The 15,847-nt window shown below is 37.8% G+C and carries 10 protein-coding genes; 6 read left to right on the top strand and 4 right to left on the bottom strand.

Going from position 1 to position 15,847, the window contains the following annotated elements; genetic code table 11:
* The first annotated feature begins 59 nt into the window (after window positions 1-59).
* Window positions 60-2,690, top strand: a complete 2,631-nt coding sequence (locus ES896_RS02925; protein WP_076821212.1) for an N-acetylglucosaminidase — start codon at window positions 60-62, stop codon at window positions 2,688-2,690.
* A gap of 17 nt (window positions 2,691-2,707) precedes the next feature.
* On the opposite strand, the gene ES896_RS02920 is transcribed toward ES896_RS02925, so the two are convergent.
* Window positions 2,708-3,895, bottom strand: a complete 1,188-nt coding sequence (locus tag ES896_RS02920; protein WP_017368158.1) for a CDP-glycerol glycerophosphotransferase family protein — start codon at window positions 3,893-3,895, stop codon at window positions 2,708-2,710.
* Between the two features lie 11 nt (window positions 3,896-3,906).
* Entirely contained in the window at window positions 3,907-4,677 is a 771-nt protein-coding gene (locus ES896_RS02915; protein ID WP_007499915.1) for a WecB/TagA/CpsF family glycosyltransferase, read from the bottom strand.
* A 368-nt stretch (window positions 4,678-5,045) separates the two neighbouring features.
* Here ES896_RS02915 and tagD point away from each other — a divergent pair, with 368 nt between their 5' ends.
* The 3 genes from tagD (at window position 5,046) to ES896_RS02900 (ending at window position 9,323) form a co-directional block, all read left to right on the top strand.
* Entirely contained in the window at window positions 5,046-5,435 is a 390-nt protein-coding gene (gene tagD / locus ES896_RS02910) for a glycerol-3-phosphate cytidylyltransferase (RefSeq protein ID WP_008343212.1), read from the top strand.
* 97 nt (window positions 5,436-5,532) lie between these two features.
* Entirely contained in the window at window positions 5,533-6,999 is a 1,467-nt protein-coding gene (locus tag ES896_RS02905) for an alpha-glucosyltransferase N-terminal domain-containing protein (protein WP_017368157.1), read from the top strand.
* Between the two features lie 47 nt (window positions 7,000-7,046).
* A complete protein-coding gene (locus ES896_RS02900) occupies window positions 7,047-9,323 on the top strand; it encodes a CDP-glycerol glycerophosphotransferase family protein (protein WP_135226385.1) in 2,277 nt (758 codons plus the stop codon).
* Between the two features lie 109 nt (window positions 9,324-9,432).
* Here the strand turns inward: ES896_RS02900 and ES896_RS02895 are convergent, their stop codons facing one another.
* Window positions 9,433-11,970: a glycosyltransferase gene (locus ES896_RS02895; RefSeq protein ID WP_017368155.1), complete on the bottom strand. Its 2,538-nt coding sequence runs from the start codon at window positions 11,968-11,970 to the stop codon at window positions 9,433-9,435.
* Window positions 11,971-12,261: 291 nt separating this feature from the next.
* Between ES896_RS02895 and ES896_RS02890 the strand changes: the two genes are divergently transcribed.
* Both ES896_RS02890 and tagH read left to right on the top strand, forming a co-directional pair.
* Entirely contained in the window at window positions 12,262-13,089 is an 828-nt protein-coding gene (locus ES896_RS02890; RefSeq protein ID WP_017368154.1) for an ABC transporter permease, read from the top strand.
* 19 nt (window positions 13,090-13,108) lie between these two features.
* A complete protein-coding gene (gene tagH / locus ES896_RS02885; RefSeq protein ID WP_017368153.1) occupies window positions 13,109-14,713 on the top strand; it encodes a teichoic acids export ABC transporter ATP-binding subunit TagH in 1,605 nt (534 codons plus the stop codon).
* A gap of 27 nt (window positions 14,714-14,740) precedes the next feature.
* Here tagH and galU read toward each other — a convergent pair whose 3' ends face one another.
* Window positions 14,741-15,622, bottom strand: a complete 882-nt coding sequence (gene galU, locus ES896_RS02880; protein WP_008343198.1) for a UTP--glucose-1-phosphate uridylyltransferase GalU — start codon at window positions 15,620-15,622, stop codon at window positions 14,741-14,743.
* Window positions 15,623-15,847 lie beyond the last annotated feature (225 nt).

The following is a 15,847-nucleotide window of genomic DNA, read 5'->3' as shown; positions in this document are numbered from 1 at the left end:
TTTTTGTCGATAAAGAGATTAGTAGACTATTATGCAAAGTTAAGAGAGGGACAGGGAACGTGAAAAAAACCATCAAGATTATGTTACTCGCAGCTGCCTTTGGTATGACATTACACACAGGCAAAGAAGTGCAAGCAGCCTCCTATGTCGATCAATCCATTTATACGATTAGCACCTCAAAAGTATTTACAACAGAAGCAGAAGTGAAAAAAGCGGTTGACACGTTGAAAAAGGATAAGAAGTGGACAGCCACTTATCAAACTTCAGGAAATACATCGACTTATCAACTGACTGCCTCAGGATATGACTCACAAGTAGCAGCTAATGCAAGTGCCGCTGCATTAAAAAAAGAGTTAGGTATGAGCGGTACGGTGTCTCCAGTAGGTGACCGCCTTCCTTTACAGAAAATCGTATCTGATCCAATCAACGATGAAAGTCAGGCGAAAAAACTGACGCTCGAGCTGACGAAAACATCAGGACTCAATAGCACGTATGAAGCTATCAATCAAAGCAGACCATCTTATCAGGTCATTTCAGGAGCCATTGATTCTGAAACGAAAGTCAAAAATATTCAAACCGAACTACAAAAACAGGCCGGAGTCACGAGTACATACCAAACTGAAAACAAGGCCGGCACCGTGTATCAGCTGATCTCAGGCAATATTGTTGGACAGAGTAAGGCAAATACCATCCTGCAAGGTTTTCAAAAGGAATCTGGTTTAAAAGCAGTACTCCAAACGGTAGCAGCAGGCAAACCGTATTACATCGTCACATCTGCTGCACAAACGAATCAGTCTAAAGCGCAAACCCTTCTGACCCAGCTGCAAAAAGAAGCGAAAATCAGCGGAAAGATTCAGAAGGCTGGAGCTGTTAAAAATGTATATAGCATGGAATCAGGCTATTTCAAAGACAGTAAGCAAGCAGCCTCAGCGGCGTCTCAGATTAAAAAACAAGCTGGTGCGTCAGGTACTGTGCAGCGAGTAGGAAAAACGAAAAATTATATCGTAAAGCTCAATCAATTAAATGACACAACTTACGCAAAAACAGTTGCCTTTTTCAAGAAAAAGAAATGGCGCTATACATCTAAAAAGATCTCCTCTACACAGCCATATCAAGTAGTGACTGGGAATCTTTTGGGCGATGATCAAGCGAAAAAAGCAACGGCATTTTTCCAAAAGAAAAAAGTATCCGCCACAACGAAAAAAACAGGCAAAGCATCTGACAGCACGTATCGACTAGTTGTGAATCAAGCAACGGATCAGACAAAAGTAAATAAAGGTGCTGCATACTTAAAAGCACAAAAGGTGACAAGCAGCATCACAACAGGCAAGGGGCAAGCCGTCAGTAAAGCATACAGCCTGATGACAACTCCTGTATATGATCAAAGCAAAGTAAAGCAGGCGCAAGAGATCATGAAAAAAAATGGAGTTGCCAGTAGTACAAAAACATTAACAGAAGCTGTTAAGCAATACCGTATTACGACAGAGGCGACTGTGAATCAGACAAAACTGAATCAAGCCTTAAGTTATTTAACCAAACAAAAAATGAAAGCAGCCGCTCAAAAAACGGGAGCAACTGATTATGGTCAATATCAGATCAAAACAGGGGTTATTTCGACTGCTGCCTTAAGAGATCAAGGCATGACATTCTTCAAAAAACGAAATGAACCAGCTGCTTATACAACAACGACAAAACCGGCATATAAAATCAACATCACACAGCAGTTTACAGGGTTACCAAATGCGAATGCGGCCATTGCTTTTGTGAAAAGCCAATACGGCTGGACAGCCACAGCGACAAAAATCAAAAACGGTCCAATGGTGATGCAGACGAATTATAACCTCACTGTCAATGAGATGGTAAACAAACAAATGAAGGTATCGCCGCAGACAGATGGTGCAGCATATGTCTATGCGACATATGTAGACCCAGCGACATCCACAGTGAATACAGACGGGCTAAATGTACGTTCTACACCTGATTCAAGTTCGGCTAGCAACATCGTCGCACAGCTGAACAAAGGAACAAAAGTGAAGCAGCTTGGAAAAGAAGGCAACTGGATCAAGATCAGCCTCGGCTGGAGAAATGCGAGTTCAGCAGAAGTATTAAAATATGTAGACCCAGCGAATATCGCGGAGGGCACTCAATCTTATTTTCAATTTCTCAAACTCTCTGAAGCTGCAAATCTCAACCCGACTGAAGTGAATACGAAGATTTTAGCAGGGAAAGGCATTCTTGCCGGAAAAGGACAAGCCTTTATCACAGCAGCGAAAACGTATCATATTAACGAAATCTATCTCATTTCACATGCATTGCTTGAAACAGGCAACGGCAGTTCCATTTTAGCGAACGGTACGAAGTTTAATGATAGAATCGTGTATAACATGTATGGCATTGGTGCATATGACAGTAACCCGAATTACCTCGGTGCAAAGTATGCGTATGAACAGCAATGGTTCACACCAGAGGCAGCCATTATTGGCGGGGCAAAATTCATTGGCAACAGCTATATCAATAACGCCACATACAAACAAGATACCATTTACAAAATGCGGTGGTCTGCGACAGCGACTCACCAATATGCAACAGATATTGGCTGGGCTTCTAAACAGGTCACTCGTATGTATAGTTTGTATAACTTACTTGATAACTATACGCTGTATTATGATATCCCCGTGTATAACAAATAAAAAAACGTCCGTGCTTCTTAATGAGAAGCCGGACGTTTTTTGTGTAAGAGCTGATGTTCAATAAAGGAAAGAAGCTGCTGACTTGATTTCCCTTTTGAATATTGGTTCCATTCCTCAGCAAAGGTTTTCAATAAGTCTTGATTGGCTGATTCGTTTAGCCCCTTAAGCTCCTTTAAGAGCATATCTTGTGTGACGCAAGCCTTTCCTGGAATAATGTCTTCATAACGTTCGACTAAACCGCGTTTCATGCGATAAGTCTCTAGATCGTAAGTGAAGAACAAAACAGGCTTTCGGAGCAGCGCATATTCAAACACAATGGACGAATAATCTGTAATCAGGACATCGCATACAGAGAGCAATGGAAAGAGCGGCTGATCGGACACATCAAATATCCACTCACCATCTGTTTCTGCTTTGGCTAAATGTTTCACTGCAGGATGAAGTTTGACGAGCAGGATATAGTCACCATTCAGCTCTCTATGCAATTGTTCTTTAGAAAAAGGTAAGACAAGACCGTCCATTGCAAAGTCCCGGTAGGTCGGCGCATACAGCAGCACTTTTTTGCCTTTTGGAAAAATATCCGTCTGAAAGGAAATAGGGCGCTCATCATAGTACGCATCTGTGAATGGTACACCTGTTGGCAGAAAACGATCGTCCTTGACGCCAAATGAAGTTTTGAAAATCTCGCGCATGTGATCTGAGCCTGTAACGATATAATCGAAAGACGCATAGACCCGCTTGAAACGCTGCAGATCACGAGAACTACGGTGATGATTTGAAGCGTCTTCAAGACCGAACTTTTTCAAAGCACCATTGGCGTGCCACACTTGAATACAAGTGGTAGAAGGTCTATTTCTTAGCACACTTGTCATCAGAAAATAATTATCTGTGACGACAACTTTGCTTTTTAGCATCGTATAGATACATTGAATGAGATGGAAGGGATTTTTTTCATGAAAATAGCGAAATGACACATGAGGCACGTCCTTTTCTATCACGGAAGCATGCTTCGTATAGAGGACAGTGAGCTTCATTGTCATATTCGCCTGTTGTTGATAAGTATCAATGAGAGCAGCTGCATTCTCTTGGAATGAAACAAGCAGCGTCACCTGATTGTCACGAGGTTTCACGCCGCTCATGAGCCATCCAGCAAAAGAAACAAAAGCTGCATAGCATGAGATGATCATTGAGCGTATATTCATCATGTATCAGTCTCTCACAGCTGCTTCGTCTGATCTTTTACTTGCTCAGGATAGTAGCGCTTTTTCCCTTTGTTTTCTTTTAATACGGCAAAAGCGTACTTTGGGATATTCAGCATTCGTTTCCATCTCCACGGATTGACAATGAGTCTGTACAGCCATTCCGTATTTGTTTTAATCATCCAGCGTGGTGCACGCTTCACCGTACCGCTAAATACATCAAAGCTTCCACCTAAACCGATGCAAACAGCTTGCGGGAACAAATGACGGTATTCATAAATAAAGTTCTCTTGGTTTGGATAACCTAAAGCAACAAACACCATATCTGCTTTTGAACGAGCAATTTGTTTTGCCACAAATCGTTTATCCGCTTGATAACCATCACAGCTGCCTGCAATCACCACATTTGGATATTCTGTATCAATTCGCTGTTTGACAGCCTCGAGCACTTCTTCTTTCGCCCCATATAAAAAGATACTTTTAGATTGCTTGTTTGCGAGATCAAGCATAGACATGAACACATCAAAACCTGCAATTCTTGATTTCAATGGACTTTGCGTCATGCGTGACATCAACACAACACCTACACCATCCGGCAGTACATAATCCGCGGAAGAAACCACTTGATGATATGCATCATCCTTCATGACAGCATAGCCGATCTCTGGATTCACTGTCGCAATCATGGCGCCTCTTCTCTGGGAAATATGATGCTGGTTGATATAGCTAATAAATTCATCTAAGTCACCATTTACATAAGAAAGGTTAGAGACCACTTCTGTTTGCATTGTTCAGACCTCCTTTTTCATTTTGTTATCTATGAAACGTTCATTGTAAATTCATTCTTCGCCTACTCATCATTTTATCACAGTTGCTCCATGAAATATTAACAATAACTTTACAATCCTTTAAATTTCGTGACATTTTCATTAATTCATATGGACGATCCTTTGTGAAATATTGATTTCTCGGTCTTCTCCTCCTGCACCCAATAAATTGGAAATAGTTTGTCTTTACATTTTCTTAACCTTTCATAGGCGTTGTGATATAATGAAGTTCCGAAGAGCGAAAAAATGATCGATGATAATAGGATTACGGATAACATTACTGCTTGAAGCAGACGAATAAGGATGAAAGAAAGGAGTTCATGTTTGCAATGAAGAAAGTTATTACTTACGGTACATTTGATTTATTACACTGGGGGCACATTAAGCTGCTAGAGCGTGCAAAGCAGCTCGGAGATTACTTAGTGGTGGCCATCTCTACAGACGAGTTTAATTTACAAAAATCAAAAAAAGCTTATCATAGCTACGAGCATAGAAAGCTGATTCTTGAAACCATTCGTTATGTAGACGAAGTCATTCCAGAAAACAGCTGGGATCAAAAAGTCCGTGACGTGCAAGAGCACGATATCGATGTGTTTGTCATGGGAGATGACTGGGAAGGTAAATTCGATTTCTTAAAAGAACATTGCGAAGTCGTATACTTGAAGAGAACAGAAGGCATCTCGACAACACAAATTAAGGAAGAAATTGCGGGACTTTAATAGATCGAAAAAAAGTACTTCTTATCTTTTGGTGAGAAGTACTTTTTCATGTAAAATACAATGAGCAAGTCATCATTATTTTTAAGGAGAGCTTCCTTTGTTTCAAAATTGGATGAAGAAAAAAGTTGAAGATACATTGGATCAATCTGAACAACATGAAACAATGGCATCAGTGGACATGCCTGATATGGATTACTACTTTATTATGGGTGATGTGCCAAAACAGGATGAGAGCTTAACGAAATCTTTAAAGACAAGAATTAAGCCCTTGGCTGATCAGCATAAGCGTACTGCAATTTTAACTTTAAATTACGATGCAAATGTGAAAGAACGTATTCACCGCATGGAAGAGATCTTTTCTTCTGAGGTTGACATCTTGAATGTGTATGAACACTATATCCTACCGGAAAGCGGTAGTAAGAGACGTTACTCGGAATTTATTGTCGGTGAATCATCGCATTCGATCAATGAAGCAGTGACTCCAGCAGATGAATCCACGATTCAGGTGACGAGATATGAACGGTCTTCTTCTCCCATTTGTTATATTGAACAATATAATGAAGAGAAGCAATTGGTGAAAAGGGAAGAATATAATTTTCATGGCGTTTTATGCAGAGTACAAAGTTTTGTTCCCCATACAGGTGCACTATACTTGGAGGAATTGATCAATGACGATGGCAGCATTTTTATGGAGATCATCTATGCTGGTGATGCAAAAAAGAATCCAGTCCGTCACATTAATTGGTATAAAAAAACAGGAATTCAAACATTTACAAAGAAGACGGATATAAAACAACAATGGCTATCCAGCATTCAATTACAAAATGACCGGTTAAAACTGATGGTCACAGAGGACCGGGACCAGGACCGCCATTTGTTTAAAATAGATCAACCGGAATCAACTTATTATGCTGCTTTTGTGCATGAAGCCCATTATGAGGAAAATCCGCACCATATCAATTCTCAATATGGAGAATTATTTAAACAAATAAGAAAACAGCAAGTGGATGCCGTCTTCTTTGGCGATACTAAGCATAAAGAAGATGTTGAGAAGGTTTTAGGAGAACAAACTTATTTCTACCATGTGCCTTCTGATGAAATGTCAGCTTGGAAAACAGTACTTCATCAGATGCTGGAAAACCGTATACGTAAAGATGAGCTGAGAAAGATCGTGGATCGCACGAAATGGGTGCTGCATGATCTTAGCTCTGAACACCATGTTCTTCATCTTCAGCTTAAGATGACAGACGAAATGAGCCAAGCGGATCATGTGGAAATTGATTTTGCAGGATATGATCGAGTGAATGGAGCTGAAATCATTTCTCAAACAATTGATGAGAATGATCAAGTCAGTTTCCCAATTGGTCATTTTCAAACAAAGAAAAACATCGAAACCAACCAAACAAAATTTGTGGATTTTTACATCCGCTTTAAAACAGAAGAACTTCAAGAAGTTTTACAACGTCTAGAAGTAGAGGGAGAGCTCCTTACCAATAAACCATCTTCAATTGATGGTTGGTCGTATCAAACGAAACAGGGGAACTATTCTTGGAAAGTAAAATAATGATACAAATAACGGTAAGATTTTTGAACAGAGGAGATTAACGATTAATGATTGAAGAGGGAATCCATAAGAAGAGTGTCGTTGAAGGTTTAAAAAATCATCATGAAAAATTGGAAATGCTCGTTCGCATCTACGATGACATGCCATTAGCAGATAGAGAGTTTTATCTGTTTATGAGGGAAAGGGTCTCAAAACAAGAACTATTCCTCCCGCTTGTTCATCAAGAAGAGAATCTATTCAAATTGGTACTGAGTGAAGCATCGCTTCCGCTTGCGTTAGAGCAAGGCCAGACATACAACTTGTATGTCACGGACTATCTGAGCGCAAACAAAGAAGAGGACGAAGACGAGCTTGAAGACTCAGCCTATGATTCTGATTCGGAAGAAGAGGATGAAGACGTAAAAGAAGCGGATACCAGCGCGACTTCCGAAATAGAAGAAAAAACACCATATTATAAACGTCGTTTGAAAATGGAAATTGAAACGCCAGAGCTGACATTTTTAGAAAATAAAGAAGCGCTGTTGTATGTTATTCCATATCGTACAGACAAAGGCAATGCTTCATTGAAAATCAAACGGGAGCTCAAAGTTGTGAAATTCCATCATATCGAGCTCAACAAAGAATGCACGCTATCTTTATCTGGGTATGCAGGCGTTCTAAGTGCAGAGCATCCTTATCAGATCAAAGAAGTAAAGCTTCTATTGAAGAAAAATGGTGAGGAACCAGTTGAGCATCGTTTTCCTGTCAAGATGACACATAAAAAAGATGAAGTCATTCAATATCGTGACGACCATCAAACACCACAACTGTATCAATTTTCAGCAGAAGTTCCTTTAGAGGAGTTAACTTATTCCTTAAACAAACGGTTTGTCTATCGCTTCTATTTTGAGTTTATTTGCGATGTTAACGGAGTGGAAGAAACGTTAACAACAACTTCTTTAGTGCTTGGAGATCGTTCAAACAAACTCAAAGGACTTGTTCAAATTCATAAAAGAAACGATGTACCAATTCGATATGAAGTGTACAGAAAGAAAAAAAGACAAACTTTAGGCATCCGAATAAATGATTACACCATGAAGACACGTGCTAAGTACTACGTAAAAAGCAAGTGGAAGAAATTCAAGAAGCAAGTGGGTAAGATTAAAAAAGTTCGCAATCGCCTTGTGACAAGTACTTTCCAAACGACCTTTACACTGGCGAGTAAACTGTCCGTCAAAAAGAAAACCGTTATTTTTGAGAGCTTTAATGGGAAACAATTCAGCTGTAACCCGCGTGCTATTTATGAATATATGAAAGAAAATCACCCTGAATATACGCTGATCTGGAGTGTTAAAAAAGGTCATGAAGCACCATTTAAAGAAAAAGGCATCTACTATATCAATCGTCTGTCATTGAAATGGATTTTTGCAATGGCAAGAGCTGAGTATTGGGTCGTAAACAGTCGTTTGCCGCTATGGGTTCCAAAACCAGAACACACCCAATACTTACAAACATGGCACGGCACGCCATTAAAACGACTGGCGATGGACATGGACGAAGTGCATATGCCTGGAACAAACACGAAGAAGTACAAAAAGAATTTCACGAAAGAAGCATCGAATTGGGATTATCTCATCTCTCCTAATGCCTACTCGACTGAAATCTTTACACGTGCGTTCCAATTTCAAAAGACCATGATTGAGTCAGGATATCCGAGAAATGACTTCCTTCACAATCAAAACAATGAAGAAACGATGAGAGCACTGAAACAAAAAATGAACCTGCCACTTGATAAAAAATTGATTTTATATGCACCGACATGGAGAGACGATCAATTTTATAAAAAAGGGCAGTACAAATTTGATTTAGATCTTGATCTGCATGAGCTACGAGCATCTATCGGAGAAGAATATATCATCATCCTTCGTATGCACTATTTAGTAGCGGAAAACTTTGATCTCGGACCATATGAAGGCTTTGCCTATGATTTCTCTCATTACGAAGACATTCGAGACCTTTATATGATTTCCGACCTACTCATTACAGATTACTCTTCCGTGTTCTTTGATTATGCAAACCTTAAACGTCCGATGCTGTTCTATGTACCAGACATCGAAACATATCGTGACAAACTGAGAGGCTTCTATTTTGACTTTGAACAAGAAGCACCAGGACCACTTGTAAAAGAAACATCACGCGTGATTGAATGGGTAAGAGAAACAGAACAACCGACATTTACACTACCAGAATCATTTGCACCGTTTTATGAAAAATTCTGTTACTTAGAGAGCGGGGAGTCATCGAAGCGGGTGGTTGAAGTAGTTTTTAATTCGCACCGCTTTTAATTGTTTTCTTATAGATGGAAAAACACCTTTGGAAGGTATCAAGTTCAATACTTGACCATTATCCAAAGGTGTTTTTAAATACATATAATTTTATTCTGTATATAAGTGGTTAATTAGTTTTAGTACAGACATTTTTGTAGAAGAGGTCTAGCGCCTCGCTATTATACTTTTCATAATCAAAGGATTTTTGTTCCATACTATTCTGGATAAAATCAGACATACCATTAAATAGCGCAGTTTCATTATTATCAACTAATAATCCGTATCCACCCTCTAAGACGGAATGTACTCCAGTTACATCGGTAGCTATAATTGGTTTTTTCAGAATCATTGCTTCCATTAGAACCAAGCCTTGCCCTTCATACTCTGAAGATAAGACAAAACAATCACATTCATCTAGTAAAGAAAATGGATTTTCGAGTTGTCCAACAAAAAACACGCAATGTTCTAGATGTAATTTTTTTGTGTGATCCTTTAACTCTCTTTTTAAAGGCCCTTCACCCACAATATACAATACAGCTTTTGGGTATTGTTTGTGTAATTGTGAAAAAGCAGAAATTAATTTCTTTTGTCCTTTTTCAGGGGATAATCTTCCAATAGTTATAAAGTTGATATAATCCTTATTAGGAAGTGGTATCCCAGATAAATTAAGACCGATGGATTCGTTTTTATCATTTTGGTGAGTAATTAAATATCTCTCATTATTAAATTCTATAATCTCTTTATTTTCTTTCATTTGAAGTACTTTGTTAGGCGAGATTACATTATTAACAAAAACCATTTTCTCTAAAGCATTAGGAACAAAAGGGCTTAAATTCAAGTGATTTTCTATGTTAGTCGATTCGGCAACTGAAACAATTCTATCGAAGAACTTGTAAAGTGAGAAAATGACTTTTAGGTTACCACGATGTTTATATTTGTGGTTCACTTTCTTGTTATATTCTTTCATCATGTCAGCATGAAGGAAAATACTTTTGACTTTAAAATCTCCGAATGCGAAAAGAAGAGTCCAGAACTTGTTATATCCTCCAAAATCTATTCCTACATCAAATTTCGTATTACCAATAATTCTCTTTAATTCTCTTTTATATGAGTTTACTGGAGTGTATTTTAACATTTTGTTATTGTATATACCACGGCGGAAAATTAGATTCTGTTTATATGTTTCTACTAATGTTCTATTAACAAAACCTGGTCTATAAATAATATGAACATTAGGATGAAGCTTCTGTATGTTCATCCATTTATCCTTATGATAATTTGAGTTATCAATGACGACAACTTCATATTTGTTGTAATCAATCTGATCAAATAAATTAGTCGCTGAAACGGTTATACCATTATTGTAGAAGCCCCCACAATAAAAAAGTAATTTTTGTTTATTGCTTTCAACCTTGATTAATTCATCTTGATTTTTCCCTTTAAATATTATGTCAATGAGTCGATCAGTAGCATTTCCGTCATCATAAGAGCAATATTCATCTAAAAACTCTTTGTATTGACTTTCAAACTGTTTATTGAAGTTATTTAAACTGTTTAGTTGACCTAAGCTGTCAATTAAATCAACTATACTTTCACAGATAGGTCCTGGAAGTTTTGTTATATCTAAATAAAAACCTCTCTCTGCTTCATATTCATGTAAGTCAGGCATATAGAAAAAGACAGGTCTTTTTAAAGGTAGGAAATCGAAAAAGATACTTGAATAATCTGTAATCAAAATGTCTATAGCTGATAAAAGTTCATTTGTATCAATCCAGTTTGGAACACAAAGATGTTCAAGACCACTCTGTTTAAAAAATTTATAAGAAAAGTAATGAGATTTTAAAAGTACTAAATAATTATCACCAAGCGCCTGCTGAATTTTCACAACTTCACTATGCAATGTATAGCAAGTATCCTCTTCGGCACCTATTGTTCCTCTCCATGTTGGAGCATAAAGTACAATTTTTTTATTAAAAGGTAGGTCTAATCTTTCTTTCACACTTTCACTGCTAGTGTTTAATGTTAAATCTACTCTAGGATAACCGATATTTGCAATTTTCCCGGCAAATATCCCAAAAACATCATTTGATTTTAGTAACTTTTCATACGTAAAAGTATTCGGGCTAATAAGGTAATCACAATGAAGCAAATTTCTTTGTATATTTTTATGACCAGACATTGATCTTTTATTAATATCTTTCCCTAAAGTTTTTAAAGGAGTTCCATGCCAAGTATTGATATAAACTTGCTCTTCTCTTTTAATAAAATAAAAAGGAAATGACGTATCATTAACTAAATATTTAGAAGTTGCTAAATATTTTAGATATTCGTCACTATCAACTTTAACAAAGGAAATATTAGAAGTTTTCTGCTTTAATTCTGTAATCATTGGATCATTAAAATCATTAATGACCCAAACGTGATGTAAATCTTTAAAAGTACTATCTTTCATCAATCCTAGAAAAATTGCATAACAATTTCCAGAAATACTTTTTCCATGATAAGCTTCATATAGAATATAATTACTTCTAACCGGATTTTTCTCTAAATAGGAGGTATATTTACTTCTGATACGAAGTCGTGAATCTCTGGAAAATTCAATTAGTGGATTTAAAATAAATTTAATCTTTCTTGTAACAATTTTTTTGAATTGCTTGATTCTCATTAATGTTAAGCCCCTTCATGTAATATATATAATAGGAAAATGATATTTATTTCGGAAATGCAATTATCCTGATAATTATATTCTAATGGCAATTATAAAGCAATGATATAATAAGGTAATTAGTAACCTAGAATAGCTGAATATACCAGCGTTTGTTTTGATCGAATTTCCCTACTAGTTAATATACTCATTCGATTTGAAAAGTGAAATATTTCTCAACATCTGTTACAATTATGAGCGGTGATTTTTTTAAAGAGGTAATCCCAAAACTAATATCTAAGGAAGATTAGAATGAACGCATTGTTTACAATATTAAGAGAGCAAATCAGCTCACTTCCGCTGATTATACGACTTGCTGTTTATGAAACAAAATCAAAATATCAGATGAATTATTTAGGTGTTTTGTGGCAGTTTTTAAATCCATTAATGCAGATGCTAGCTTATTGGTTTGTTTTTGGTATGGGTATTCGCGGAGGACAGCCAATTGCCATTGGAGACATGGAGGTTCCATTTATCATCTGGATGCTTGCCGGTTTAATCCCTTGGTTCTTCATTAGTCCAACCATTCTTGATGGATCAAACAGTGTGTTTAAACGCATTAATATGGTATCGAAAATGAATTTTCCGATTAGTGCGCTGCCGTCTGTGGTCATTATGTCCAACTTGTTCAGCTATTTTGTCATGATGGGTGTCTATCTTATTGTGCTGATTTCTTATGGCATATATCCTGACGCGCATTGGCTACAATATATTTACTACCTTATATGTATGATCGCGTTTATGTTTTCGTTTAGTTTGTTTAATTCAACAATTAGTGTACTCGTAAGGGACTATCAATTTCTTTTACAATCAGTGACACGTTTACTTTTCTTTTTGCTGCCGATTTTTTGGAATATCTCAGAAAAGCTCACTGGAGACAAAGCATGGATAGGAGATATTTTAAGATTAAATCCTCTTTTCTACATTATTGATGGTTTCAGAAATAGCTTGTTAAAGGGAGAATGGTTCTTCCATGATGTGAAATATACGCTTTATTTCTGGCTGATTACGCTTCTTCTTTTAACAGTCGGTTCATTACTGCATATGAAATTTAGGGATAAATTTGTCGATTTTCTTTAAAAAGTAAGGAGATTATACGATGAAACTAAAGGTTTCGTTTCGAAACGTATCCAAGCAATACGTCCTATATAAAAAACAGTCGGACAAGATTAAAGGGCTGTTTTTACCTAATAAAAATGAAAAAGGTTTCTTTGCCGTTCGTGATGTGTCTTTTGATGTCTATGAAGGAGAGACGATTGGTTTTGTAGGGATCAACGGTTCTGGGAAATCCACGATGTCGAACCTTCTAGCGAAAATCATTCCACCGACAAGTGGTGAGATTGATATGGACGGCCAGCCATCGTTAATTGCCATTGCGGCAGGGCTGAACAATCAGTTAAGCGGTAAAGACAACATTCGTTTAAAATGCTTAATGATGGGTCTGACAAATAAGGAAATTGACGATCTTTATGAAAAAATCGTAGAGTTTGCGGATATTGGAGACTTTATAGACCAGCCTGTAAAGAGCTATTCAAGCGGAATGAAATCCCGTCTTGGTTTTGCTATTTCAGCACATATAGATCCAGATATCCTCATTATTGATGAGGCACTGTCTGTAGGAGACCAAACCTTCTATCAAAAATGTGTGGATCGCATCACCGAATTCAAAGAACAAGGAAAGACGATCTTTTTCGTCAGTCACTCCATTAGTCAAATCCAAAAAATCTGTGATCGGGTTGCTTGGATGCATTATGGTGAACTTCGTATGTTTGATGATACGAAAAAGGTTGTGAAAGAGTATAAGGAGTTTGTTGATTGGTTTAACAAGCTTTCTAAGAAAGAGAAAAAGGAATACCAATTGAAGCACAAGGAAGGTCGAAAAGGCGTACAAACGACAGAGAAAGTCACGAGGTATAATGACACTGGAAAACGACGTTCCTTTTTCGGACCGGCGTTTCAAGTCACCATAATAGCTGTTTTAACCATCTTACTTGCCCTTTCTATGTTTTCGGATCGTCCGCTGCGTACACTGGCGACATTTGGTGCAATTCCTTCAGGTAAAACAGAGACGCCCCAGTCAACAAACCATGAGACGAAAGGTGCCCCTGATGATATGAAAAAGATTGACCAACAGGCCATAGTTAAGGCAGATCCAATGACGGTTTATACAGACAGGGCCATGAAAAAAAAGGCAGACGTCACATTATCGTTTGGACAAGAAGTAAAGGCTGTGGCTAAAAATAAAAAAGCCATTCAAATCGAAACAGCATCAGAGACGTATTATGTGCAACCTGATGCGCTACAAAACGCAGATGAATTGAAGCCGTTATCCATCGGACCAGCACAGTTCAATTCCTACGTATCACCCGCATCTGCAGGTTCGTATGAGTACTTACTTTCTTTCCTTGGAAAAGAAGAGTCTGTGCTGAAGCAAAGAATGCAAACACTTAGCTCGGTCAAAAGTGAGCAAGGTGATACCGTTGAGCGGCTGACCACTGAGAAAACCGATTATGTGATTCAAAATGGTCTGGCGAATACGATGGTGTTCCGCGAGATCATGCCTATCTCTCTTTCAACACTTGGACTAACAGAACAGAATGTCTGGATGAATGAGAAACAAACGAAGTTCGCAGTAAAGGGCGAACATAACCTGTTTGTCATTGATAATGAACAGCATACGCTGACCGTTTCAGCGACCAAATAAAAAAGCTGCCGATGCCGGCAGCTTTTTTTAATTCACTTCTTCTTTTTCAAGAAGTTGTTTCATAAATGGAATGAGTTTTTTCTTGAGCTCTTCATCTTGAAGGGCAAACTCTAGCGTCGTTTCAATGAAACCTTGCTTCTCTCCGACATCATATCGTTTTCCTTCAAAATCATAGGCAAATACACGCTGGATGTCATTGAGCTTTTGAATGGCATCTGTCAGCTGAATTTCTCCGCCTGCACCAATTTCTTGTTGATCAAGGTACATAAAGATCTCCGGCGTGAAAATGTAGCGCCCTAAAATGGCTAAATTGGATGGTGCGGTTCCTTGCGGCGGCTTTTCAACAAAGTTTTTCACTTGGTAGCGGCGCCCTTCTTGGGTAAGAGGGTCAATGATCCCGTAGCGATGCGTATCGCTGTCCGCTACCTGCTGAACGCCGATCACGGACGAAAGGGTTTTTTCATATTCATCCATCAGCTGGCGAAGTCCAGGTGTTTCGGCTTGGACAATATCATCACCTAATAAAACAGCAAAAGGTTCATCACCGATAAAGTTGCGTGCGCACCAAACGGCATGTCCGAGTCCTTTAGGTTCCTTTTGGCGGATGTAATGAATATCAGCAATATTAGAGGACTTTCTCACTTTTTCTAAAAGTTCACTTTTCCCTTTTTCTTCAAGGTTACGCTCAAGCTCTGGCGCAAAATCAAAATGATCCTCAATGGCTCTTTTCCCTTTTCCAGTGACAATAATAATGTCTTCAATTCCTGATTCTACAGCTTCTTCAATAATATATTGAATGGTTGGTTTATCAACGATTGGCAGCATTTCTTTAGGCATAGCCTTTGTGGCAGGGAGGAAACGTGTTCCGAGACCTGCAGCTGGTATTATGGCTTTACGTACTTTTTTCAATGAACTTTGCACCTTCCTTACATATAGAAAAAATGATGTGATCTTCATTTTTCATCTTTCATAAAGTGTAACTTACAAATGATAGAAATGACAAATGATTTACGAGAAAGATTTAAAACCAATTGTAAAGAACTTCTGTAAATATTCATGTTGAAAAGAGTAAAGGTGCTGTAAAGATTAAGAATAGAATGATTAGGATTCGTTCTTATTCTTTTGTATAATGAA

Source organism: Bacillus sp. 005/A4HT-01/001 (genome assembly GCF_004634445.1).
GTDB classification, from domain to species: Bacteria; Bacillota; Bacilli; order Bacillales; family Bacillaceae; genus Bacillus; species Bacillus altitudinis.
Note: the sequence above shows the minus strand (reverse complement) of the source record. Positions and strands in the feature narration are given on the sequence as shown.

What these genes read in the sequence shown, in the direction of transcription:
- ES896_RS02920 (WP_017368158.1), bottom strand. Translation starts at nt 3,895, where the DNA reads ATGATGAATATACGCTCAATGATCATCTCATGCTATGCAGCTTTTGTT.
- ES896_RS02915 (WP_007499915.1), bottom strand. Translation starts at nt 4,677, where the DNA reads ATGCAAACAGAAGTGGTCTCTAACCTTTCTTATGTAAATGGTGACTTA.
- tagD (WP_008343212.1), top strand. Translation starts at nt 5,046, where the DNA reads ATGAAGAAAGTTATTACTTACGGTACATTTGATTTATTACACTGGGGG.
- ES896_RS02900 (WP_135226385.1), top strand. Translation starts at nt 7,047, where the DNA reads ATGATTGAAGAGGGAATCCATAAGAAGAGTGTCGTTGAAGGTTTAAAA.
- ES896_RS02895 (WP_017368155.1), bottom strand. Translation starts at nt 11,970, where the DNA reads ATGAGAATCAAGCAATTCAAAAAAATTGTTACAAGAAAGATTAAATTT.
- ES896_RS02890 (WP_017368154.1), top strand. Translation starts at nt 12,262, where the DNA reads ATGAACGCATTGTTTACAATATTAAGAGAGCAAATCAGCTCACTTCCG.
- tagH (WP_017368153.1), top strand. Translation starts at nt 13,109, where the DNA reads ATGAAACTAAAGGTTTCGTTTCGAAACGTATCCAAGCAATACGTCCTA.